19 protein-coding genes and 3 pseudogenes are annotated in these 24540 nt (G+C 59.8%); 10 read left to right on the top strand and 12 right to left on the bottom strand.

Annotated features, from left to right (window positions below; genetic code table 11):
* The 3 genes and pseudogenes from P0D73_RS43755 to P0D73_RS43745 all read right to left on the bottom strand — a co-directional run.
* Positions 1–351, bottom strand: a pseudogene (locus P0D73_RS43755) (hypothetical protein); the annotation flags it as partial.
* 1024 nt (positions 352–1375) lie between these two features.
* Positions 1376–1786, bottom strand: coding sequence for a hypothetical protein (locus tag P0D73_RS43750; protein ID WP_408292071.1), 411 nt, complete (start codon positions 1784–1786; stop codon positions 1376–1378).
* 904 nt (positions 1787–2690) lie between these two features.
* Complete coding sequence (locus P0D73_RS43745; RefSeq protein WP_408317537.1) at positions 2691–3614, bottom strand: LysR family transcriptional regulator; 924 nt, start codon at positions 3612–3614, stop codon at positions 2691–2693.
* A 115-nt stretch (positions 3615–3729) separates the two neighbouring features.
* Here P0D73_RS43745 and P0D73_RS43740 point away from each other — a divergent pair, with 115 nt between their 5' ends.
* Together P0D73_RS43740 and P0D73_RS43735 are read left to right on the top strand one after the other, a co-directional pair.
* Positions 3730–5055 carry an amidase gene (locus P0D73_RS43740; RefSeq protein ID WP_408317539.1) on the top strand — a complete coding sequence of 442 codons (1326 nt, stop codon included), beginning with the start codon at positions 3730–3732 and terminating at the stop codon, positions 5053–5055.
* Between the two features lie 122 nt (positions 5056–5177).
* Positions 5178–6611: an MFS transporter gene (locus tag P0D73_RS43735; RefSeq protein WP_408317637.1), complete on the top strand. Its 1434-nt coding sequence runs from the start codon at positions 5178–5180 to the stop codon at positions 6609–6611.
* A 529-nt stretch (positions 6612–7140) separates the two neighbouring features.
* Here P0D73_RS43735 and P0D73_RS43730 read toward each other — a convergent pair.
* The 6 genes and pseudogenes from P0D73_RS43730 to P0D73_RS43705 form a co-directional block, all read right to left on the bottom strand.
* Positions 7141–7404: a hypothetical protein gene (locus P0D73_RS43730; protein WP_408178730.1), complete on the bottom strand. Its 264-nt coding sequence runs from the start codon at positions 7402–7404 to the stop codon at positions 7141–7143.
* Positions 7405–7418: 14 nt separating this feature from the next.
* Positions 7419–7643, bottom strand: a pseudogene (locus tag P0D73_RS43725) (MgtC/SapB family protein); the annotation flags it as partial.
* A gap of 24 nt (positions 7644–7667) precedes the next feature.
* On the bottom strand, positions 7668–8135 hold the full coding sequence (locus tag P0D73_RS43720) for an NUDIX hydrolase (RefSeq protein WP_408317541.1): 468 nt from the start codon (positions 8133–8135) through the stop codon (positions 7668–7670).
* Between the two features lie 463 nt (positions 8136–8598).
* The gene (locus P0D73_RS43715; RefSeq protein ID WP_408317543.1) at positions 8599–9270 is read right to left on the bottom strand and encodes a CorA family divalent cation transporter; all 672 of its coding nucleotides are present in this window, start codon (positions 9268–9270) and stop codon (positions 8599–8601) included.
* 100 nt (positions 9271–9370) lie between these two features.
* Positions 9371–10531: pseudogene (locus P0D73_RS43710) on the bottom strand (IS30 family transposase).
* Between the two features lie 225 nt (positions 10532–10756).
* Positions 10757–11557, bottom strand: coding sequence for a molybdate ABC transporter substrate-binding protein (locus tag P0D73_RS43705; RefSeq protein WP_408317545.1), 801 nt, complete (start codon positions 11555–11557; stop codon positions 10757–10759).
* A gap of 403 nt (positions 11558–11960) precedes the next feature.
* Here P0D73_RS43705 and P0D73_RS43700 point away from each other — a divergent pair, with 403 nt between their 5' ends.
* On the top strand, positions 11961–12752 hold the full coding sequence (locus P0D73_RS43700) for an IclR family transcriptional regulator (RefSeq protein WP_408292056.1): 792 nt from the start codon (positions 11961–11963) through the stop codon (positions 12750–12752).
* 18 nt (positions 12753–12770) lie between these two features.
* Here the strand turns inward: P0D73_RS43700 and P0D73_RS43695 are convergent, their stop codons facing one another.
* A complete protein-coding gene (locus tag P0D73_RS43695; RefSeq protein ID WP_408178738.1) occupies positions 12771–14105 on the bottom strand; it encodes an MFS transporter in 1335 nt (444 codons plus the stop codon).
* Between the two features lie 249 nt (positions 14106–14354).
* On the opposite strand from P0D73_RS43695, the gene P0D73_RS43690 reads away from it, so the two are divergent.
* The 4 genes from P0D73_RS43690 to P0D73_RS43675 all read left to right on the top strand — a co-directional run bounded on the left by P0D73_RS43690 (position 14355) and on the right by P0D73_RS43675 (position 19016).
* On the top strand, positions 14355–15137 hold the full coding sequence (locus P0D73_RS43690; protein ID WP_408292053.1) for an enoyl-CoA hydratase/isomerase family protein: 783 nt from the start codon (positions 14355–14357) through the stop codon (positions 15135–15137).
* Positions 15138–15154: 17 nt separating this feature from the next.
* A complete protein-coding gene (locus P0D73_RS43685; RefSeq protein WP_408317547.1) occupies positions 15155–17266 on the top strand; it encodes an acetate--CoA ligase family protein in 2112 nt (703 codons plus the stop codon).
* Positions 17259–17399 carry a hypothetical protein gene (locus P0D73_RS43680; RefSeq protein ID WP_408178741.1) on the top strand — a complete coding sequence of 47 codons (141 nt, stop codon included), beginning with the start codon at positions 17259–17261 and terminating at the stop codon, positions 17397–17399. The genes P0D73_RS43685 and P0D73_RS43680 overlap by 8 nt, the downstream gene beginning before the upstream one ends.
* A 288-nt stretch (positions 17400–17687) precedes the next feature.
* Positions 17688–19016: an NAD(P)/FAD-dependent oxidoreductase gene (locus P0D73_RS43675; RefSeq protein WP_408435958.1), complete on the top strand. Its 1329-nt coding sequence runs from the start codon at positions 17688–17690 to the stop codon at positions 19014–19016.
* Between the two features lie 144 nt (positions 19017–19160).
* Here P0D73_RS43675 and P0D73_RS43670 read toward each other — a convergent pair whose 3' ends face one another.
* A complete protein-coding gene (locus tag P0D73_RS43670; protein WP_408178743.1) occupies positions 19161–20108 on the bottom strand; it encodes a LysR family transcriptional regulator in 948 nt (315 codons plus the stop codon).
* Between the two features lie 187 nt (positions 20109–20295).
* Here P0D73_RS43670 and P0D73_RS43665 point away from each other — a divergent pair, with 187 nt between their 5' ends.
* The 3 genes from P0D73_RS43665 (at position 20296) to P0D73_RS43655 (ending at position 22310) form a co-directional block, all read left to right on the top strand.
* Positions 20296–21030, top strand: a complete 735-nt coding sequence (locus tag P0D73_RS43665; protein ID WP_408178744.1) for an SDR family NAD(P)-dependent oxidoreductase — start codon at positions 20296–20298, stop codon at positions 21028–21030.
* A gap of 71 nt (positions 21031–21101) precedes the next feature.
* Positions 21102–21701: an NADPH-dependent F420 reductase gene (locus P0D73_RS43660; RefSeq protein ID WP_408317552.1), complete on the top strand. Its 600-nt coding sequence runs from the start codon at positions 21102–21104 to the stop codon at positions 21699–21701.
* A 192-nt stretch (positions 21702–21893) separates the two neighbouring features.
* Entirely contained in the window at positions 21894–22310 is a 417-nt protein-coding gene (locus P0D73_RS43655) for a nuclear transport factor 2 family protein (protein WP_408178746.1), read from the top strand.
* A 668-nt stretch (positions 22311–22978) separates the two neighbouring features.
* Here P0D73_RS43655 and P0D73_RS43650 read toward each other — a convergent pair.
* The coding region (locus P0D73_RS43650; RefSeq protein ID WP_408435956.1) for a site-specific integrase at positions 22979–24540 on the bottom strand (1562 nt) is incomplete at its 5' end.

Genomic DNA, 24540 nt, shown 5'->3' with positions numbered 1-24540 from the left:
CACCGTGTAGGTGCCCATCTGGTTCGGATTGAAGGTCGTCTGCCCCCCTTTCGGCAACCCGCCAATCATGCCGAAGTCGGTGCGTTGAAAAGTGCCCCTGCCGTCGAACGTCACTAGGGCGACGTCATCGAGGATCGACGGGGCGGCGTACGGATGCAACGTACCATCGGCAGCTTTCAATCCAAGTATCTCTCCGTGACCGATAAACTCAAACGGTCCCTTTAGCGTTGCGTTCGAGCAAAGGCCGCCGTGGTCGCCGTGGTCGCCGCGGTCGCCGGCCTGCGCGGCGGCACTGAGCGAGAGGAGTGCAGCGGCGATTGCGGACAAAATGCTTAAATGCTTGCTTATCATGTTCATCTCCTTGTCATCGACCGCGGCCGCTTCGCTGGCGTGCGCGTGATGTCGAGGCGCGTGCACAGGCACAAAGCGTCGGGCAGAGGCTTTCCAGCGGCGGCGCACCGCGCCGCTCACGTTAACCTGATTCATGGTGGTCAGAAGCGCGAGCCTGTGCCATCGACAGAACATGAAGAAATCGTTAACCGTGCATCGACGGTATGTGGCAAAAGTGACGCGGAACGGGCAGGGCGGCGCACATCGCCCTGGTGGCCTGCGTCAGCCTGCCCGGCCCGCGCGGGAGGCGCGGTGGAAACGATGGAAGGCGCTTCGCCATGTACAACTTCAACTATGTGTTGGCCCTTGACCCGCTGCGCCGCCACGGATAATTCTAGGTGGCCTCTACCCGCCCGTAAGTGCATGGCGCCGCCCCCACCGTCACGGTTATCTGAACGTGGAGAAGCGCAGCCCCCTGTGAAGCGTACCCGGCGCCGGTTGGACCCATCGCCGAGAGCTTGCCGGCGTTTCGCCACACGCGGATGACCGTTTGACCTCGAGACCCGCCCTTCCCGATACGATGCTTCTATGGACCGCCTCGGGTCGAACAGAGCCCTTGCCTGGAATTTTCCGAAGTTCTTTTCGCCTCCGGCGCGAGCATTGGGTGTCGTACTGATTGATCCCTTGCCCAATGTCGATGAGATTTGCGGGCCGCAATGGCGGCGTGGATAGTCGCGAGCGCAGCGTCTTTCGCGGCGCGGTGCGGCTATACATGCCAGGCTTTAAGAACCATGATGATCGTGGTGCCAACCACCTTTGTCTTGCCGAACGGGTGACCTCGGTATCGAACGCAGGTTGACCCTTCGAGGACGTGCTGGCTGCGCGCCTTCGGCGCATTTCGGTGGAGATAAGCGGGGGTGAGCGGGCTGGCCGGACGATGGAGAAACCGATTGTCCGCCAGACACCGATGATGGAGCGGCTACGTGTCAAAGTCGCTCAGATTTTCGCGCGATGCCATTGATCCGGCGTCGCTAGCCCAACGTTATTAGCTGGAACGGCACTCGGGGCTGGAGACCGAGTAACTAGGCATCACCCGCATCAAATCACGCAAATGTTCACCGAGCTCGGTGCGGGAGTACGTCCCGTAGTCGAACTTCGTGCAATAGACAATCTCCCCGTATTTGAGCGGCTTGACCTTTTGAACAATGATCAAGCCGGGTGTGGCAGTGCGGTCGGTTCCGCTGCCGCCAGACACGAAAATGTCGAGCGTATAGTCCTTCCCGAGCGATGCGGTTTCGTTCGAGCCCGAGATACCGTCGGCAATGAGAGCTTTTACTTCGTCGTCGCCGTACCCATTGGCACGGTTGGTCAGATTCCAGGTGAAATGTCCTGCGTTCGCTGTGGCGGCGGCGCTCAAAAGAAGCAGGGCAACAGCAGATTTCGCAGACAGACGCATGATTCTTCCTCTCAGTTCTAGTATTTCGTGACGTGGTTCAAGGCCGGCGCGCGCCACGATGCGCGCGATCCTTCCAGAACGACAGTGAATCGCCGTCCCGATCTTTTTATCGGCGAAAGCAACGAAAGCTTAAGTCCAGTTTTCGAGGCGACTCGAGCCTTTATCACATGCCCGCCGGCGCCGATGAGGAGGCTCTCGTGATGCTCAGCGACATCCTGCCGACGGGCTTTGAATGAACAATGGATGAATACGACCGCCAGTTTGTGGATACAGGCGGCGAAGCAGCATCAGGAAATGGTGTTTGCGGAGACCTTGAAGAAGGGCACCTATGGTGAGAAGGCCGTGGTGCAGGCAGCGAAGACCGCATCTAACAACACGGAGAACGATGGGCTACGCCCTGAGTTGGACGTGCCTAATCATAACTGGCGATACACGGTGAAGCAGGGACTACGGGCCGCGTGCGTGACCAGGGAGACGTCGCTGCTACCCTCATGCTACAGGCGGTAGTTCTCAACAACCAGCAAAGGATCAAGCGCCTTCTATGGGTGGCGATAGCCTTACTCGCATACATTGCCTACAAGCTGAGTTGAGGTGATTACCATTGCTATAGCAGATCTGTAGCGCCCCCGCTTAGACCATCAGCCGACTACTATGCAGTCCTGGTTTGCTTGCGTTCCTCAAACGACAATCGGCCATCAAGGGACGCTCGACAAAGGGGGCGCGAGCGGCCGAAGACCAACTTAGAGCGGTGGTTTTCATCGGGGTAACTAGCTATGGGTGTGTGGAGAGTGGACTCGATGTAGCGCGAGGTGGACCTGAGCCCGTCGACGGAGGCACACGTAAGGCCCAGCTCGGCCGTCCACGATACCGGAGACTCGTTGAGGTCGTCACAACGCCAGATTATTCAACTCGTGTGCTCTTCCTTGGTATCGGTTTGTGGTGTTGGATTTGCAATGGAAAGGATGAATGGTCGTGCGGCGGGATTCGGCTGCGCTTGGCATTCAGTCACCACGATCTTTGCGGTCAATTCTTCGCGCTTGGGCAACTTACGATAGACCAGATTGCCGCCGCGCGCGCTGATAACCGACTCCGGCACGACGCCAAGGCCGACACCTGCTTCGACTAACGTTAGTAACGTCGGCAATACGCTATCCTGGAGAAACGAAGGGACTACGCGGGCAATCGAGAAGGCCGAGTGAATGAGATTCCGGAAGTAGGGCGAGGCATCGGCTCGGTATCCGACGAGTGGATAGCTACCAAGCTCTGCCGGATCGACACTGGATTTTGTCGTCAACGGGTGATCAGATCGCATCGCCACATACATCGGCTCACGATAGATCACTTCGACACGCATGTCTGCGTCCACTGCGGTGGGCCGCATAAGCGCAACGTCGATTGTTCTCAGTCTCAGCGCACTCTGCATCTCGATGGAGTTCAGTTCATGCAGGTCCAGTTCAATTCCTGGGTTCGCCAGCCGGTACTGATGTAGTGCTTCCGCGAGCGGAGAGCACGCTGCCGTAGGTGTCAGCCCGACCGATAGCCTACCCGTTTCTCCGCGCGCAGCTTGCCTGACACGGCGGACCATGCGCTCCATGTCCCTCAGAAGCTCCCGCGCGTGCTCGAGCATCACGACGCCTGCCGGTGTCAGTTGGACCGAACGCGTGGTGCGGGTGAACAACTCCGCATCGACCGTTTCTTCGAGCCGTCTGATCTGGTGGCTCAGCGCCGGCTGGCTCATGAAAAGGCGCTCTGCCGCCCGCGCAAAATGCAATTCCTCGGCCACCACGCAGAATGTCGCGACCAGTTTCGCGTCGACGCTGGCCGCCATTAATTCAGATTTCGATAAATGTCTATTCATTATGAATTGGACTATGAATAATCCGTTATATCCGCTTCGGGACAGCATCACAAGAGGTGGTGCGAGATAACCCAGGAACTGAAAGATGGAAGGTGAAATCCGACAACTAGGCGTGCGCGAGATCGCCGGACAGGTTCGACGAAAAGAGAGACCGAAAGACTACTTTGTTCACCGATCGTTGGCGTCAATCGAAGCGCTGGATTCGCAAATACGTGCGTGGGCTTGCATCGCACCACGTGCGAACACAATTGAAGCAGCAAGTGCAGTAGATACAGCAACACCGCTCGCCGGCGTGCCTATCGGCGTCAAGGACGTGCTACATGTTGCCGGCATGCCAACCGCGTACGGCGCACAGCTTTTCGCGCGTCGCGCCGAGGAGTTTGATGCTGCATGCGTGGGCATGTTGCGTGCCGCAGGAGCAGTGCCGATCGGTAAGACCGTCACGGCCGAATTTGCCTATAAACACCCGGGGCCGACGCGTAATCCCCACGACCTCCGGCGCACGCCGGGTGGCTCGTCTAGCGGCTCGGTTGCAGCGGTTGCTGTCGGCATGGTACCCGTGACTATCGGCACGCAGACAGGCGGTTCCATCATCCGGCCCGCGGCGTTCTGCGGCGTGGCGGGTTTCAAACCTTCGTTCGGTGCTGTACCGCGAGACGGCATGAAGGTGTCGTGCGAATCGCTGGATGTGATCGGATGGTACGGAACGTCGGTCAGCGATATTGGTGCCATTGCTGACGTGCTGCTGTCCGACGAGCGCGTGTTGCAATCGCCGGCGAGACGTCCGCGAGTCGCGGTGATATGCGGCACCTCGCTGCATGCTCTGGATGCAGACGCGAGAGAGATACTCGTGATGGCCGAACGTGCGCTGATAGATCACGGCGCAACCTGTACGCAGATTGCCTGTCCACGGGAATTCACGCTGCCGGTGGAAGCACATCGAACCATCATGCAGTACGAGTTCGCACGCAGCCTGGCGTCAGTCGCGAGGGTAGTACGCAGCGGGCTCAGTGAGGTGTTACTGGCTTGTGTTCGGCAGGGCCGTGCGATCTCACGCAGCCAATATCGTCGGATGAAGGACGTTCAGTCCTCGCTAAGAGATACATGGAACATCCACTTCGGCGACGCCGATCTGATTCTCACTCCTAGCGTGCCGGGTGAAGCGCCGCTGGGACTTGCGGCTACGGGGTCCTCTGCATTCAACGTGGTCTGGTCGGTGCTCGGCTGGCCATGTCTGCATATTCCCTTTGGGCGGTCCCGTCATGGTTTGCCACTCGGTATCCAGTTGGTAGGCAAGTGGAACGGAGATGCTGAACTACTTGGCTGGGGCAGTTGGGTCGAAAGCCTCCGTCGAGATCAAGGCGCAACGATAAGGAGCGAATCGCGCATGGCTTCAAGCGTAATCCGATGAATTTTTAAAGCAAAAGTCGGCTCGACGCGTCGCCGTCTTCGCGAGACTGCAATTACAAAACCAAATCCGGGTGACGATCACCCTATAAGCGGCGCCCTGTCAAAGCGCCAGGAGGAGCATTGATGTATGCAATATCATCTCAGACAGTGACGGAGGCGCAGGTGAGGCCTGGTCACACGTCCGAATCTGCTTCGGGGATCAACCAACGTCTCGATCAGCTTCCCGCCACGCGGCCCGTGTGGATGCTGGTGCTGCTGGTATCGATCGGAGGTTGGTTCGAGTTTTACGACCTTTTCATGACTGCATACGTCGGCCCGGGTCTGGTCAAGAGCGGAATGTATTCGGTGACTACAGCGTCGTTTTTCGGTTTCAGCGGGCTGGGCGCGTTCGTGGCGGCATCATTTGCAGGTTTGTTCATCGGCACATTTCTGTTGACCGGTCTTGCCGATCGGTTCGGGCGCAGGACTGTATTTACAGCTTCGTTGCTATGGTATTCGGTGGCGACGCTTGTCATGGCGTTTCAGGATTCCGCCCAGGCGATCAATCTCTGGCGACTCATCGCGGGAATCGGGGTTGGTGTGGAGCTCGTCGTGATCGATACCTATGTAAGTGAGCTGGTCCCGGCGCACTTTCGTGGAAGGGCATTTGCGTTCGTCCACCTCGTGCAGTACACGGCAGTTCCCTCGGTCGCGTTTTTCGCGTGGTGGTTCGACCAGCATCCTGTCGGCGGCATCGCGAGCTGGCGTTTGACCGCTGCACTCGGTGCGTTGGGCGCGATAGCCGTCTGGGCGATTCGTCGTCGGGTTCCGGAAAGTCCTCGTTGGCTCGCGCAGCACGGGAGGCTTGCGGAGGCCGGACAGATTCTCGACGCGCTCGAAGCGAAAATTGGCGTACCGGTGAAGGACAATGGAAATGAGTCTGGCGCCCACATCGAATCCGTGCAGAAACCGGCGCGTTTCAGCGAGATCTGGCAGCCGCCATACCGTAGGAGAACGCTTGTCCTGCTGACGTTTCACCTGATCCAGTCGATCGGCTTCTATGGCTTCGCTTCGTGGGTGCCGACATTGCTAGTGGCCAAAGGCATCACGGTAACCCATAGTCTCCTGTACTCGTTCATCATTGCATTCGCCAATCCTGTCGGGCCGCTGATTGGACTCGCCATTGCGGACCGGATAGAACGCAAGACCTTGATTGTATTGTCGGCAGCGGGCGTTGCACTGTTCGGCGGGATGTGTGCGGTCGTGCAGTCCGGTGTTTTTCTGATCGCGCTCGGCGTGCTGCTGACGCTCTGCAATACGCTGCTGTCGGCGGGCTATCACGCGTATCAGGCCGAACTCTATCCCACCCGTATCAGAGCTCGTGCAGTAGGCTTCGTCTATTCCCTGTCGAGGTTGTCCGCGATGTTCTCCGGCTTTTTCATCGCTTTCACGCTTCGCAGTTTCGGCACGTCCGGCGTCTTCGCCCTGATCACGGCCGTCATGATTATCGTGATGATTGCCATCGGCGTGTTTGGTCCGAAGACCAATTTACGAAGCCTCGACCTGGTGTCTCGCTGAAGTGACAAGATAGATAGCCCCCGCTTTCAACGAAAGCAGGGGACAACCAACATTCATTCGGGTACTTCACGCTTTTAGCCAGAAATCCACAGATAACGAATTTCGCTCCCATCGCAGTCCCGCGATAGGATCGGGTTCCGCTGAACGATATGTGGCTAGACCCCGGCTAGGGGCCGCCCACCATCGTTGAAAAGTTCCCCGAGTGCAAGGATGGAGCGGTGTCGAATCCGCTAAATCGAGTTGCGTCCGCCCCCGTCCGATTGACTCAGACCGACTGCTTTCCCTCACAGTTGTGACATTCGCGAACACCAGTTGAAGGACCGGAACGGGTCGACCTGAGCCCGACGCCGAGCGACCTCCGGTGGATCGATTATCCATTCAGCATCGCACCGGGTTCGGGCCACGAGGAGACAGTCGTCCGGCGCTACCGAATGGCCGGTCATGGCGGCATGGCAGCCATTTAGAGCCTCGGAGAATCGGATGGATGACTGCCAGGTTTGCTGCGCGGCATGGGCATCAGGGCACAGGGTTACGAATTGAACAAGTCATCGACAATACGTCGTCCCGCACTATAGCCGCCCATCAGCGCATCGGCCTCACTGAGAAATGGCTTGCCTTGGGATTCGCCAAAACGCAGCGGGGAGAAGACAGCGACAGATGCACCGGCCTTGCTGATCCTCACGACCGCCACAAATCCGATGCTGGTTGTCCCCTTGGGTCCCGCCTTCCAACTGAAGTCAGTCTCAACGGCCACTTCAATATCGAATCCGTGATAGTGATAGGTGCGGCTCATGGGCTTACCCCGTCCACCCGGGCTGCGATCCGGGAAGGATCGAGCGTGACGTTCCTCTCACCCAACACATCGCCAAATCCGAACGCTGATACCAGCATGGCCAACGACGAGCCGACGCACACGAGCATGTGAGTGCGCAAACCTGCCGCCCAGTTCAATCTTTCGCGCTCAAAGCCGATGACGCTCCCAAGTAGAGCCGCCAGGACGAGGCGCGACAAAAGCTCGATATTCCCTATCACACGTTGCCTTTCGATAGTTCTGTTTTAGGCCTGCCGGGAAGCCGTGTCGGCGACATCGGCATACAGTTGGGCCGCCCAGTTAACGCGCCCATCCGGTTTTTCGATGACCGCCGGCAGCGCCTCGGCGCGATTTTCGTGCGCGCGAAAAAGATTGACGATTTCCCGGGTCGGTATGCTCGCGACGAGCGTTGAAATTTTGCCCGGATTGAACCACCGGCAACGCGAAATTTCGTTGCGAGCTTCGGGGGACGCGTCGCGAGGAATATCGGCGCGGAAAACGTGATGGCGTTTGCTGAGACCGCCAAACTGGAACAGGGACGTAAGCTCCATTCGAACGAGTGAAGTCTCTTCTTCCAGCTCGCGCTGGGCGGCCTCCAGGGGCGACTCGAGGTGCTTTCTGGTGCCACCAGGTAGCGACCACCGTGATCGTTCTCGCGCGACCAGAAGAATCTTGCCTTCCCGGCAGCAAATGATGGTCGACCTGTCTTTCATGCTCTCTCCTACAGGACACGTGACTGCTTTAAAGGGCAGATTATGGATGATGCGCGGCCGCCCGTTTCGCTGGAGCGTAGAAAACCCGATCGCAAGTTTAGGTATGCCTCCGCATGGTCGTTCGTGTCCGTGGGGCCTCAGGTGGCGCGCGGCGCACGTCAACCGGCCGGCAAAATTGAGATCATGAACTCGGCCCTTTGCTCCTTGCGCATTGGAGTAAGCTGAACGTTAGTAACGGTCGACGGGGAGAACAAACAATGAGAACACGTTCGGCACTTGAGATCTGCCTGCCGCTTGCCCTGTTCGTCGCGGCCTGCGCCTTGTCGCTTCCAACCCTGGTGATTGCCTTTGTCTGGATGACGATTGGCGTTGTCTCGCTTGGGCATCGCACCCTTGACAGCTTCCCGACAGACGGAGTCCCCCGGGAGTGGCATAAGGGGTACCGCGGAGCGTGCCTGTGGTTTTACCACCTCACCTGGTGGCCCTGGTATATGCGATCCCCCCTTCGAGACATCGCTGATCGAATTGGCAGGTCGCTGTCGAGAAGGAGGAATCCGTCGGACAACGTGTTGACCGACGAACATATGGACGGCAGTGTGGGTGAGGCACCTTCGAAAAAGCGCGATTGAACGGGTCGTAATCCTCCCAGTTGTCGAAGTATCTGAGGTTGAGGGTCTTGCCACGATGTCGGCAGGACTTCAGCTAAAACGACAGATCCGGCGTCGACCGTCACGGTCACACTCTTTGAATTCTCTTCAACACGGGAACGAATGGCGGCGTAGCTTGACGACGCACCGTGCCGGACCGTGACAAGAAAGTTCTTTCCGGCGAACATGTGGGTCTCGCCATACTGCACTGTCCCATCCATTAGTTGTGCGGTCTTCACCACGATGAAGAGCGATTCCCCGTACACCTCGATCTTGGGCCGCTGATGCGCCTTTAGCGCGTCCTCTATTGCAAGATCATGCAGACTGAACTCCTCCTGAATTTTTCGCAGAAACGCCTCGTCGGGTTGCCATACCCCCAGCCAGACAAATGTGTCAGGCTCTTTCACGACTTCACTGATGTCGTCGATAGTCACATCGCTCAAGCGCTTACCAGCCTGGTAAGCAACACTGTTGACAACCATGTCCATCCCGTTCTCCTTCTCGAATTTCGAACATTTTTTAAGTAACTGCCTCGGTTCTGACCGGTGCGAGCCGAGTATCAGATCTGTCGGGAAGTGATCGGCGGATTCAACCGGTGGATGCAATAGTCTGCTGGAATCGTTCGGCGGGCGTTTCGTAGTCCAGCGTCTTTCTCGGACGCTCGTTCAGTCGTCTTGCCACAGCGTTGAGTTTGGCCTGCGAATACACTGACAGGTCGGTCCCTTTGGGAAAGTACTGCCGCAACAGCCCATTCGTATTTTCGTTCGAGCCGCGTTGCCAAGGATGCTGGGGATCGCAGAAGTAGACCTGAATATCAGTAGCCACGGTGAAGCGTTTGTGCCCAGCCATCTCCGTTCCCCGATCCCATGTCAGCGACTGATAAAGTTCCTGGGGCAATTTGCTGGCATGCCTGATGAGTGCATTGACGACCGTCTCGCTGTCCTTGCTGGCTATCTTAACCAGCATGACGTAACGTGTCTGGCGCTCGACGAGTGTTGCAATCTGGCTGCTGCCACTACCGCACAGCAGATCGCCTTCCCAGTGGCCCGGCACCGCCCGGTCTTCAACGGTCGCGGGGCGTTCGCTGATCGATACGTGTCGCGAATCCTGCCGTGATCGTCCGTCTTCTGCGTATGGTGGCGCGAACGGCGCATGGCCCGGGTGCGCCGCAAGTGTTCCAGCAATTCTTTCTTCAGGGCGCCGCGGGCCTGTATGAAGAGACTGCGATAGATGGTCTCGTGGGACACGTGGTAGTCCTCGTTCTCTGGGTACGCACGCCTGAGCCATCCGGCAATCTGCTGCGGTGACCACTGCAACTGGAGCTTGCCTGCCACGATGTGCGCCAGCGTTCGGTGCTCAACCAGTTTACAGGCTTTAGGACGCCGCGCCCGATCCCATGCAAGCTGATCGGCGTGGCTCGCCCGGTAGCCGCCCGGTCCGCTGTTACGCTTGATCTCACGGCAGATGGTGGAGGGAGCTCGTGAAAGTTGCATGGCGAGCGACTGGATTGAATCGCCAGCAACGAGCCCCCGTGATATCTCCTCGCGCTCAGCCAGCGTCAACGCCAATCTCGATCGATGCCTTTGTGGTGGCTGGATTCCGCCGGTCTCAGCCAGAATCCCTTGTACCGACGAGTGGTTCCGATCAAAAAAGCTGGGCGATCTTCTGCAGAGATTCGCCCTTTCGCCAACGTTCCCACATCAGCGCTTTCTGCTTTTCGCTGTAATAAATCCGGCGTCGCTGTTTCATCTGCAACACTCCCACTGCTCACGCAGCTTCTAGTGTGTTGCATCCACCGGTTGAATCCGCCGCGAGCGAGCCGTCGCTAGAAGTGACTGGGTCAAGCTAAGCACCATGGCTATCTTGCTCAAAGGTCATGCCCCGTTCACCCTCGACGGGGCTAACAACGAGAGGAATGAGTGTCTCGGCGGCCTATCTTCCGTGGGTACCACGACGGGAGGACACCAATGCGATTTATTTCTCGGGCTCGATTGGATCAAGCCCCGTCCTTTCGAATACTGCCGACGCTGTCGGCGTTCTCAGATAAGAAATGAGGGCTGCGGCGTCTTCGCGCTCCTGCGCGTTTGTTGATAAGGCAGCGGAAATGACGCTTACCTTCTGGACTTCTTGCGGGAGCGGGCCGACGTACTGGATCCCCTGAATGGCGCGAAGTTCACTGATCTGTTGCAATCCAAGTTCGGCGTCGCCGCGCTCAATGGCCGTTCCGACCAGTTCCTTGCCTTTGATCTGAACACTCCTGGCTTTCGTTTGATCTGAGATGCCAAGCTTGGGGAACAATCTCTCAGTAATATAAGTGCCGCTAGCTCCTTCCGAGAAAGCTACAGATTTCGCTGCGAGCAGTGCATTACGTAGTGTTTCCACAGTACTGACATCCGGCTTCGGCATGCCGACCTGGACCGCGACGCCAATTCGGGACGCAACGAGATCTGTGCGAGTGTCCGGGAGAAACTTACCCTGTCTGATCTGTTCGTCTTGCGCAGGGCGGATCATGAAGCAGACGTCCATTGCTTCGCCATTCTTGATGCGCGTGGGCAACGCGTCAGCGGACGCACCGTATGAAGGCCCCCACGATATGACGAGGTGATTCCCGGTCTGCTGTTCATACCCTGGTCCGAGCTCCCTAAACGCTGCTGACAGCGCTCCGGTTGCCAGGACATGAACGTCAGCGGCATGAACCGCAGTTGACAATAGTGACGCGGTGCAGAGTGCGGCAGACACGGTCGCGCGTCGGAGCTTTGTATTGTTGATGGCCATCGGATTGTCCTTTTTAGTAAGGCTACGGTTTGTTCAGGTGTCGAATCTCGCCGCATGTACTGACATGCGGTGGCTACAGGGAAGATGTGGCCGGCAGGAAGCGCAAAATTGCGCATGCTCCAGCAATTGGCGCGACCGGTTTGGAGCCCGGCCGGATCGAAGATGCGCAAAACCATCCAGCTCCTGGAAGGGAAGCCCGCAACTGCACAGAGAGTCTGCGAATATCCACACGAAATCCAGGAGGGGTACCATCTGCTGCGCCGATAAAACGTCGCCCCCTACAGGTTGCCGTTCCGGCCGCCAATCGCGAGATGATCCGCGGACCAGGCCGCGGCGCTACGATGCGGTCTGATTCGGCAGGATAATCGACCTTTCCACGTTAAGCACGGCAAACCCACTGTCTATGGCGAACCGCACAAATCAACAACCGGAATCGAACGCTACACCATCGAATCGATCGCTCGAACGCGGGCTCGAACTGCTGCGCGCGTTCGGCCCCGGTGCGGCACTTCTCGGCAACGGAGAACTCGCGGAACGCACCGGCCTGCCGAAGGCAACGGTGAGCCGACTTACGCGAACTCTCGTCGAGGCGGGTTATCTCGAGCACGATGCGGCACGCAGGGCGTACAGACTGGGCCTGCCCGTGCTCAGTCTGGCGCAGGCGTTGCGCAGCGGATCCACAGTACTCAATGCTGCAGGACCGCTAATCCGCGATATTGCCCAGGCAAAGCACATCAATGTCGGAATCGCGGGCGCCGACCGGGAAGAGATGGTCTACCTTGAGTCCATTCGTTATAACCAGCGAGCCTCATTACGCACGATCGTCTCGGGACAACGCGTGCCGATGGAACTGACGTCGCTCGGGCGCGCGTATCTCGCAGCACTGCCGCTGGCGGAATTCACCGCCCTGATGGACGCGTTCAACCGGCGCAAACGGAGCGGCTGGGAGCGTCTTGCGCTGGAAATCACTGAAGCTGTAGACGATGTGCGCCGAAGTGGCTTCTGCGTTGCAAGCTGGCAGCCGGAAGTGATTGCACTCGCGACGCCCCTCGCCATTCCCGGACATCGTTTGCTGGTCCTGAACTTTAGCGTCCGCACGGCGGCGTCAAACGACAGCGTTGTAAGCGAACTCGCGGCGCCCCTGCTGCGTCTGCGCGACGAGATTACAGCCGCATGCGCGCGCCTGGAAGGCTGAAGACTGCAAGCCTCTCTTTCATTCCCGGCGTTCACTGATCGCGCGCGCTGGAATACCCAGCACCACTGCAAGACCGCCGAGAATGGAGACGAACGCAACCGCATAGAGCCCCACGGCGCTGCTGCCGAAGTGCGTCGATGCATAGCCGATGACCGAAGGTGCCGAAATCCCGCCAAACTGGCCGAGGCTGCTAATGAGGCCGATGCCGCTTGCTGCGGCGGTGCTCGACAGGTACGCGGGTGGGATCGTCCAGAACAGCGACAGCATGCCCAGATAACCAGCCGTCGCGATGCAAAGCAGTGCTACCAGAATGCCCGCGTGATTCGCCGCCGCCGGCAGAAGCGCGACGCCCAGGGCGGCCATCAATGCGCTTGCCATGAAATGCCACCGCCTCTCCAGCATACGATCCGAGTTCCGGCCGAGCAGATACATCGCGACTGCGCCGACCACATACGGAATCGCGGAAAGAAGCCCAATGTGCCAGTAGTTCGATACGCCGCTTTTCTGGATCACGCTCGGTGCCCAGATGTGCACGACGATGCTCGCCCACGGCACGCTGAAATAGGCGAACGTCAGGAAATAGAACTTTGGCTCCTTCAATGCGGCCCAGATCGAACCATGAGCGCGTGCGGCCTTCGTTTGCGCGTCCCGGTTAAGCTCCGCAAGCAGGAGGGCCTTCTCGTCGTCCGAGAGCCAGGTCGCCTGCTCGGGACGGTCGGTCAGATAGACATAGGCAAAGACACCGGCGATCACTGACGGAAATCCTTCGAGAAGGAACAGCCATTGCCAGCCGTTGTAGCCAAGTAAGCCCGACATGCTATTGAGAATCCATCCCGACACGGGCCCACTGATAATGCCGGATACGCAGATCGCCGTCATGAAGATTGACGTGACTCGGGCCCGCCGCGCGGCCGGAAACCAGTAGGTGAAATAGAGAATCACGCCCGGGAAGAATCCTGCTTCCGCTGCGCCCAGCAATACGCGTGCGATGTAGAACTGCGTCGGCGTCTGCACGAATGCGGTGCTCGCCGAAACGATGCCCCATAGCGTCATGATCCGCATGAGCGTTTTTCTCACGCCGACTCGCGCGAGCCACAGGTTGCTCGGCACCTCGAAGAGCATGTAACCCACGTAGAAGAGTCCCACGCCCAGACCGAATGCGGCGTCAGAAAGACCAATGTCACGCGAGAACTGCAGGTGCGCAAAGCCGATATTGGCGCGATCCAGATACGCGAAGACGTAACAAATAAAGAGGAACGGCAGCAGCCGCCAGGTGACTTTCCGGTAGACGGCCTCTGTTTGCGGTTGCGCAACGGCGCTGACGTCGATTGGACTGGAACGGGCTGCGTGCATCATGTCTCCGGGCTTGTATTGGGCCGCAGGATCGTCGTGGCAAGTGTCCTGCGTTGGAATCCATTATCGGCACCTACCGCTCGATGACAATCCGCCAATTCCATCCAGTGGAATTTCTCGGGCCCTCTGATGAAACGCGCTCCGTTCCACAGGGTGGAATTAACGGGGTGTCATGGGTGGCAGGTGGGGCTAAGCTGCATTGGCAGATTGACCTTGTCAGTCGACTCCAATTCAACCATCGAGACACGCATGAGCCCATCCACTATTCAAGTCACTATCGACTCGCAGGTCGCCACGATCGCGCTGAATCGTCCTGAAAAACGTAACGCCATCACCAACGAAATGCGTGCCGAACTGATCGGGGCGCTGGACACCGTTTCGCGCGATCGGGATGTGCGCGCCGTGGTGTTGACTGGCAACGGCAAGGGGTTCTGCGCTGGCGGCGACGTCAGCGGTATGGCGCAGCGCATTGAAGCACCCGCCGGCGAGATTGCGTTCAATGGCTGGTCCCGCCAGCAACTCGTGCATCACACGGTCAATCTGCTCTACTCGATGCCCAAACCGACCATCGCTGCCGTCAACGGCGCAGCGGCGGGTCTCGGTGCCGATATGGCGCTCTCCTGCGACTTTATCCTCGCGTCACAGGAAGCGAGCTTCACGTGGAGCTACATCAAACGCGGGCTGATCCCCGACGGCGGCGGGATGTACTTTTTGCCGCGACGGGTCGGCCTCGCGCGGGCGAAGGAACTGATCTTCAGCGGGCGCAAGGTGGATGCAAAGGAAGCGCTTGAAATCGGCATCGCGGATCGCCTAAGCGAGCCGGATTTGCTCATCGCCGACGCCCACGCGTGGGCCGCCGAATTGAGCCAGGGTTCGGCCACAGCGCTCGCGCTGGGCAAGAGCATTCTCAACCAGAGCTACGAACTGTCCGCGCATCAAGTGTTTGCACAAGGCAGCCAGGCACAGGCCGTCTGCTACACAAGCCGTGAACATCGTGACTCGGTGCTCGCATTCCTGAACAAAACCAAGTGAGCACGAAGGAGATCGGCATGAACGTAATTTCAAAATTGATGCGCCCGGCGAGCGTAGCGGTAATCGGAGCTTCGGCGGACGCAGCCAAGACTTCAGGCCGCCCGGTGGCTTACCTCAGGAAGCACGGCTTCGTCGGCGACATCTACCCTGTCAACCCGCGTTACGACTCGATCGATGGCCTGCCCTGCTATCCCGATGTAGCGTCGTTGCCGCATGCGCCCGATGTCGGTATCGTGCTGCTCGGGGCCGAGCGCGCCCACGTTGCAGTGCGGGATCTGGCGAGCCGCGGGACGAGCGCTGCAATCGTGCTGGCGAGTGGCTATGCAGAGATCGGCGAGGAAGGCGCCAGACGTCAGGCGCAATTGATAGAGGCAGCAGGGTCCATGCGCCTGCTCGGCCCGAATACGATCGGGCTCGTCAACCTGACTGACCGCATCACGCTGTCGGCAAGCGGAGCGCTGGAGACTGACACTTTCACAGTCGGTGGCATCGGCGTGGTATCACAAAGCGGGGGGATTCTTGGCTCGCTGTTGTCGCGGGCGGCAGCACGCGGTATTGGCCTGTCAAAGCTGGTGTCGACGAGCAATGAAGCAGATCTCGACATGGCAGACTTCGTCGATTATCTGGTTGACGATGATTCGACTTCCGTTATCGCGCTCTACATGGAAGGGCTACGTCATCCGGACCGGTTTCGCCGCGCCGCGCTAAGGGCGGCCGCCGCGGGCAAGCCGGTCGTCGTGTTCAAGATCGGGCGCTCGGAATCAGGCGCGCGATCGGCGGTCTCGCATACGGGCGCGCTGGCCGGCTCGGACCGCATGTATGACGCGCTCTTCAGCCAGGTCGGCGTCATTCGTGCCCAGACGTTTTCCGATTTGCTCGACATTCCTCATGCGCTCGCTACTCGTCGCAAGCTCTCCGGGCGACGGGTGGCGATTCTGACCTCGACCGGCGGTGCCGGCACGCTCGTCACCGATAGCCTTGGCATGGCGAACTTTGAGTCACCACCTCCTGACGAGGCAACAGCTGCCAGGCTGCGGGCGCTCCAGACCGGCGACCATGCAGTTCTCGACCGCAATCCGATTGACGTGACGCTTGCGGGTTTGCAGCCGGCTCTCCTGCGTGCTGCGATCGGCACGCTACTCGACAGTCCGACATACGACGCAGTCGTGGTTATCGTTGGATCGTCTGGCCTTGCGATGCCTGACCTGATGGCTGACGCGATCCGCGATTCGCTGCCAGGCAGTGACAAGCCCGTGATGGCGTTTGTGAGCCCGCACGCACCGGAGATCACGAAGTTGCTTAATGGGCAGGGAGTGCCGGCCTTCCCTTCGCCCGAAAGCGTGACGAGTGCGCTGGCTGCGATGTGGCAACACGGCGAGTCCATGCAACGCGCCGTGAGTTTGAACGAACAACACGCTGAAGCTGAAGTCAACGTGAGCGATCTACCAGCCGGATCACTAAACGAGGCGCAGGCGAAAGAGCTTTTTGCCCGCTTTGGTGTGACAGCGGTGCGCGAGCGTGTCGTCACGAACGCGAATGAAGCCGAGAGCGCCGCTCGCGAGCTGGGTGACAAGGTCGTACTCAAACTGCTGTCGAACACGATCACCCACAAGAGCGATGTCGGCGGCGTAGCGGTTGGGGTCACTGCTGACTGCATCGGGGCTCGCCTGAACCGTATGCGGGACGACGTTGAAACCGCAACTGGCGTATCCGCGAATGCGTTTCTCGTTCAGGAAATGGTGGCCGGTGGAACGGAACTGATTCTCGGCCTTCATCGAGACCCGTTGGGCACAGCATTGCTGCTCGGCATGGGCGGCGTCACAGCGGAACTGTTCAAGGACACGACGATGCGACTCCTTTCCGCCGAAGCGCCGCTGTCGCGCGCAGACGCGTTCGCGATGATCCACGAACTGAAAACGTGGCCCCTGCTAGACGGGTATCGTGGACGGCCGCGCGCTGATATTGACGCCCTCGTGACCGCAATCGTCGCCTTTGCACGAATGGCGGTGCGGCTTGGCGGGCGTATTGTCGAAGCAGAAATCAATCCGATCTTCGTGCTGCCTGCGGGCCAAGGCGTACGGGCGGCTGACGGCGTTGCCGTACTCGAATCGGAGGCTCACGATGGATGACGATGCTCTGGTCACACTCGACGAAACATCCCCGCTCGCCTATTTTGCGCGTGCCGAGAGTGAGGTGGCAAATCCCACCCACATCGACCTCTCGATTGCAAGTGTCGTAGAGTCGATCGCCGTGATCGGGTAGGTGCGCGCGCCTACCGGTAACCAGGAAGCAAGAGCGTGAGAATGTGGCTAAGCAGAAGCCTGGTCTCGGCAACTGTCTGCAAGATTGCAATTCAAGATTTGCCTCAGTGCTTGGTGGATCGTCGTTGTATCCCTTTCGGATACAACAGGATCGTCCTATCAGCAAAGCGGTGGAACATACCAAAATCCTAGCCACTATCTGCGGATGGCGAAATCGCGCTTCAGCTGCGCATTTCCGAAGGTCTTGACTGCAGTAACCTACCGAGAAGCGGCAACCAACGGCTATGAAATGCTAAGGATCGACGAAGTCACGAATAGCGAAGATTTCGCCGAGCGATGCGATGTCGCGATAGTAGGCGGCGGCATTGTTGGCGTCAGCACCGCGTATGAACTGGCGCGCCGCGGCCTCCAGGTCGCTCTGCTCGAAAAGGGCGTCATCGGCTGCGAGCAGTCGGGGCGCAATTGGGGCTGGGTGCGGCAGCAGAACCGCGACCTCCATGAGTTGGCGCTCGCGATGCAGAGCCTCAAGCGCTGGAGCGAACTAAGCGAAGAACTGGGCGAGGATATTGGGTTTCGTAAGGCGGGCATTCTGTACGGCACGGAGCATGAATCTGACATCGCGCAATGGGAGTCGTGGCTTGCCCGCGCCCGGGAAGTCGGCTTTAACAGCGAGATCCTCAGTGCGCGCGAACTGGCAGCGCGCATTCCGTCCGGACGTGCGAAGTGGGCTGGAGGTCTGTGGTCTGTCTCTGACGGGCGCGCCGAGCCGTCGAAAGCCGCGCCTGCGATTGCTCGCGGCGCGCAAGGTCTCGGCGCGATGGTGTATCAGAACTGCGCGGTACGAAGTCTCGACATGAGTGCGGGGCGTGTCTCTGGCGTCTGGACGGAGCGCGGCCGGCTCGCAGCCGACACCGTCGTTCTCGCGGGAGGCGCCTGGAGCGCGTTGTTCTGCCAGCATCACGGCATCGATCTGCCATCCATCAACGTGATGGGAACGGCGTTGCGAACCGCTGAGGCGCCGGGGGTTATCGAAGGCTGTTTCTCCGGGCCTAACTTCGCGCTGAGGCGACGGTTGGACGGCGGCTATACGATCGCGGTTCCCGGCCACGGACGCGTGGAGCTCGCGCCACAAAACCTGCGGCATTCGGTGAAGTTCCGCACCATGTTCCGCAGCAAGCTGAAGAAAAAACTGAAGATTCGCGTCGGTGCCAGCTTCTTCCACGGACCGGAGGCAAGCGCGACCTGGCGCGACGATGACGTCTCGCCGTTCGAAGAAACACGGGTGCTGAATCCCCGGCCTGATACCGAATGGCTCGAACGTGCCCTGCAAAACGTGGCCAGCGTGTTTCCCGAACTGTCGGGGTTGCGGATCGCTCACGCATGGGCGGGCGCGATCGACACGACGCCGGACCTCGTTCCCGTCATCTCGAAGGTTAATGCGAAACCCGGTCTCGTGATCGCGTCCGGCTTCAGCGGACACGGCTTTGGATTAGGGCCAGGCGCAGGGGTGCTCGTGAGCCGGTTGGTAATGGACGAGGCGCCGCAGTTCGACATTAGTCCCTACAGACTCGCCCGCTTTTCCGACGGAACGAAACTGAGCAGCCCCGAAATGATGTGAGTCGAGGCCGCGGGCGAGCTTTCGCGGCAGAACACTTCGGGAGGTTGAACCTCCAGTTCGATTCAACTGTATCGATTCACGGCCGTTGCAATTCGAAAAGCGGCCGGAGATCTTGATCGACCTCGTATCACGCGTGGCGGGCCTTCACGCTTTTTTGCCTTTGCGTGAGACGGAGCGCTTGCTGGCACCCTTTGAAAAGCGATGACGATTGCCAAGGAGCTCGACCAGCCGTGTCTCGCATTCGGAAAACGAGTACCCGCGCCGCTGCGAGATCATGAACGTGAGGGCGCGCATGTGCCATGCGCGCCGTTGGAGTTCGACAAGTGTTCCGTTCGCGAGGTCTTCCGCAACCACATGATGCGGCATGTGCCCCCAGCATAAGCTGCCCCTTAGCAAATCGTGCTTCGCGCCGAGGTCATTCACCAGCCACTGGCGTTCACCGGCGACCCCGTGTTGTGTCTTTTCCGCATCGGGCTGATTGTCGGTTACGACGAGCTGGATGTGCCGGCCAAATTCCTCCCGCGGGATCGGCCCCGCGATTGCGGCCAGCGGATGCGATGGCGCACAGACGGTCACCATTTGCGCTTCACATAAATGCTGCCTTTCTATGGTACCCGGGCTCAGCTCCGGCACGTCGGTGATCGTCACCGCCAATGCGCACGTTCCTTCGAGAACCAGGCGCTCGCCGCCTTGCATGGTCGTCATGCGCAGATTGATTGCAACGGTTGGAAAGTCCGACTGCAGCCTGCGCAGGCATTCAATCAGGTGCGCGCGCGGAAAATAGGTATCCACGGCAATCGAGACCTGTGGCACCCCGGCTTCAGCAATCGCAACCGCGCGCATCTTCATTTCCTCGGTGCGTGAGATCACCCCACGAGCATCAGGCAGGAGGCTACGGCCCGCTGCTGTAAGCGTGGCTTTGCGGGCGTTGCGTTCGAACAGCAACACATCGAAGGCACTCTCGAGCGCGTTGATCGCGTGACTGATCGCTGACTGTGCACGCCTTAGCTCCCGTGCAGCCCCGGAAAAGCTTCCCTGGTCACACACGGCAACGAAGGCCCGAAGTTGATTGATGGTGACGTTATCGAGCATACATATCCAAAGAGTAGATGGCACCCATAGATATTTAGTCAATTGGCTTCATGAATCAAGACGTCCAGAATCGTGTTTGTCGCTTTTGCTTTGGCACTCACAGTCAAAGGGTTCGGGTTCTATGTGTTCATGTGGTCCACGAATACAGATCCCTGCTTCCGAACAACTTCAACGAAGGATGCATGACATGAACAGACTGAATGGAAAGACCGCCGTGATCACCGGTGGCGCTACCGGCATCGGCCGCGCCGCTGCAAAGCGCTTCATCGAGGAGGGCGCCTTCGTCTTCATCTACGGCCGCCGACAAGAAGCGCTCGACGCCGCTGTGGCCGAGCTCGGGCCCAATGCCCGCGCGGTAAAGGGCTCGGTCTCGGATGAGGCCGACCTCGACCGACTCTACGCGGCGGTAAAGGCCGAGCGCGGAACCCTCGACATCGTCTTCGCCAATGCCGGGGCGGGAAGCCAGCTTGCGCTCGGCAAGATCACCGCCGAGCACATTGACGAAACCTTCGACACCAATGTGAAGGGGACGATCTTCACGGTCCAGAAGGCGCTGCCGCTGATGGGCAAGGGCGGTTCGATAATCCTGACCGGATCAAGCGCCGGCACCACGGGCGCCCCGGCAATGAGCGCCTACAGCGCGAGCAAGGCGGCAGTGCGCAACCTCGCGCGGACCTGGGCGGAGGACCTGAAGGGCACCGGCATCCGGGTGAACGTGCTGTCGCCCGGGGCGACGGCGACCGAACTCGCGAAGGAAGCGCTAGGCGAGGAGGGCCAGAAGGTCTTCGCCTCGATGACTCCGCTCCAGCGCATGGCCGATCCGGCAGAGATCGCAGCGGTGGCCGCCTTTCTCGCGTCGCCGGACAGCAGCTTCATGACCGCCAGCGAGGTTGCCGTTGACGGCGGCCTTGCGCAACTCTGACAGGCTACGCCCGCCGGTCACTCCATTCGATATTCGGAGCCCGTCGGGCGTCGCACACCGAAGGAAAATATATGAGCTACGCAATTATTGGCTTCGGCAAGATCGGCCAGGCGCTTGCCAGGGCGTTTGCCCGAAGCGGCATCGAAGTATCCGTTGCAACCACGCGCGACCCGGAAAGCTTTGCATCCACTGCGGCCGCGATCGGACCCACGATCATTCCCAAAAAACTGGCGGAAGCGGTCAAGGCGGACATCGTCTTTTTGGCTGTCCGTTTCGAGGCGCACCGGGATGTCGCGAAGGCGCTGCCCAGCTGGCGGGGCAAGACCATCGTCGATGTGACCAATGCCTACGGCGTGCTCCCTGAGGATCTGGGTGGACAACCTTCTTCCAGGGCCGTCGCGCAGGCCTTCACTGGTGGAAGACTGGTTAAGGGCTTCAATCATTTGGGCGCTGCCGTCCTGGACCAGGATCCGGCCGTACATGGTGGCAAGAGAGTCGTGTTCCTGGCGAGCGACGATGACGGCGCCGCAACGGAGATCGGTGCGCTTGCGGAAAATCTCGGTTTCTCGCCGATCAAACTTGGTGCGCTTTCGGCAGGTGGACTGCTTGTGCACGCGCGTGGAAATAGCTGGGGGCAACTGATCTTTAAGGATTTGGTCAAGTTCGACTGATGAATCGTGATCGCAAATTTCGATGCGATCCTGCCTCGTGGACAAAGGGCCAACCACAGTTTGATTGAAGCGAGGGCGACGCCGGCAGTAAGCCGCGCGCCAGATCATCCGACGCCCCGTCCTCACCGGCAGATCCACAAGGTAGCCGATTAGATCGGACACGATCCGATAAAAGGAAAATGGAGAGATTCAATGAGCATCGAAGAGAATATTCAGATCGTGAAGGATTTCTTTGCAGCGATAGGCAGCGGCGATAAGCAAGGTGTGCTGGCGTTGGTTGCTGAAGATATCGAGTGGATCATTCCGGGCGAGGATTGGCCGCTGGCCGGCACGCACCGCGGGCACGCGGGATTGGCGGAAGTGCTTCAGAAGGCTTCCGACGAGGTGGAAATGACATACCCAGAGCCCCCCGAATTCGTGGCGCAGGGAGACCGGGTTCTCGTCGTCGGCGTCGCTACGGGGGAAATCAAAGCTACGAATAGGACGTTCAGGGACGACTGGGTCTTCGTCACTACCGTTCGAAATGGCAAACTGACGAAAATCCGGGAGTATATCGACACGCAAGCACTGGCGCGGGCCTCCGAGACGGACGCGAGCCCCAAGCCCTGACCCATCGAGATCGATAGCACACAAAGTCGAATTCGCCGCCCGAATGTCGCAATAAGACCGAAGGCTAATGTCTTTTGTTTGCCGAGAATACTCACTCGTCAATAGGGAAGGCTGACACGCGCCGGTACCTAGTCGCGAATGTCGACAAAGCGACCTGGAACGGCCGCGCGCTCTTGATCGGCCACCGTCCGCAATGGCCGAGTTTCCGACTTTCGGCGCTGTGAACATATCCTGCGTTGCTCCGATCGACGAATTGCCGCTCGGTCAGACATGCAGCTTAGTACGTCGACGAATTTGCATCCCCCAAGAAAGAAGGCGCCGAACGTCAAAGGGTGCACCGTCAGAAATGCGCGACGATTTTGCTTCCAGACATTACCCACTTCGAGCGGTGCCCCTCGATTAACAACGCAACTAACCGTCAAGGCAACTGCCCCCGCTACGACGAGCCAACAACCGTCCTGCATGGGGGCAGGGGAAATTCTGGGGCGTTGCGTTGGGTCTGATCGGTCTTGTTGCCGTGGCGGGGCCATTAATACGCCCATTGCGAATCGTTTATAGCCTGCGGTGGGCGGCCAGCACGTGCAACGCCGCAGGCGAGCGTCCGGCAAGTCCATCGACTTTCTGCTCCCGAACATCCTCACGGTCATTTCATACCGAATGACACCTGCTCAAGTGCGCCTGCCAAAAGCCACATCGAGCTGACGGGCGCGTTTCACTTCGTCGCCCTGCAGATAGATCGAGGTCGTGGCAACCGACGCGTGACGCAGATTGTCGCGAACAATCGTGAGCTCCGCGCCGCGCGCAAGCGCATGCATGGCATGCGTGTGCCGCATCCAGTGCGGGCTCGCACGGCGCAACTTTTCTGCAAGGGGTGGGTGATCGGCCTGGATCAATCCAGCCGCCTGGTGGAAAAACCGGTGCATCACGTGCCATAGCCGGGCAGGAGTGATACCGGCCGCGCTGTCTGTTTCGTCGCCCAGTCTGGCCAGCAACGGAATCTTCGGCTGCCAGCGCGCGGGCGTCACCGGCAAGCCGCGCTGCAGCAGCGACTGTTCTAGCGAGTGTCGCGCGAGCGGCGGCAGCGCAACCTTGCCCGGCCGGCTACCTTTGCCGATCAGCCGCAGCCAGTGATCTCCATTCGCATCGGTCACAACGTCGCCCAGTGTCGCGCTGACCAGTTCGCCCGCGCGCAGCCCGGTCGCGTAGGCGAAATCGAGTACGAAGCGCAGTCGTTGCGCGGCGGCGGCCTCCCAGCCGTAAGACCATTCGAGACCATCGGCGATCGAATGCACGATCTGCCATTCGCTGTCGGTAAAGCCGCGGGACGTGTCGAGCGGCGCCACCCGTGTGCGTCCACGAACCTTGACGCCTGCAGAGGGATTGGCGAGCACGTAGCGCTGCTCGATCAGCCAGCGGAACAGTGCGCCGAGTACCGATAGCGCGTAGGCCGCCGACCGCGACGAAAGGCTGCGGGCAAAAGGACGCCAGTCAGGTGCGTGACGCGGCCTGGGTGCCCCCACCCAGCGCCCGCGCGGCGACGGGGCCAGGAGAAAGGCGCGATAGGCAATTGCGTCTTCGGTGGTCGACGACGACAGCGCGCGGCCGCGCTCGACGATGGCCCAGAGAATCAGCCGCTCTGCCTCCTTGCGGTAGGCGCGCCGTGTCGTCGGCGCCTCATGCAGCGAGAGCCACGCGTGCACCGCCTCGTAGTCGTTGTTCGCGTCGAGTGTGCAGGCGCTGCGCGGCGCGCGAAAGGTCCCGTCGGTGCCATCGACAGCGGGCGGCACGTGAATACGCTCCCACGGCGCGAGGACATCGTGGGCCGCGCCATCTCGCGCGTGCACGGCGGGCAGCTGACTGACGACCAGCGCACGGGCCCGCTCCGTGAGAATGGGATAGGCGGCGAAGAATGCTTCTATCTGCATTGCGGTGGCTGCACCAAGCCCCTCAATGGCACGCCACCATTGACGGCGACGCGGCACGCGCACGGTGAGGTCTGCGAGCGTCAGGACGCCGTGGGCGCGCAGTACCCGCACGGCGCGCGGACGTAGCCACTGACCAATGTCGTCGGTGATCTGCGGTTGCGCATCTGCGAGACCGGGCAGCAGGGTGATCGCGTTCAGCACGGCGGTGCTTCGTTCGGTACGTTCGCTGGCCGGGTGGCTGAATAGTGCGACCAGGTCGGGCCTGTGACGCTCATGCGCAAAGGCGGCGAGTCGCTGGCGGATCC

It is taken from the genome of Paraburkholderia sp. RL18-101-BIB-B, assembly GCF_046026985.1.
Lineage (GTDB): Bacteria > Pseudomonadota > Gammaproteobacteria > Burkholderiales > Burkholderiaceae > Paraburkholderia.
The sequence above is the reverse complement of the archived record's forward strand: the minus strand, read 5'-3'. Positions and strand labels throughout refer to the sequence as shown.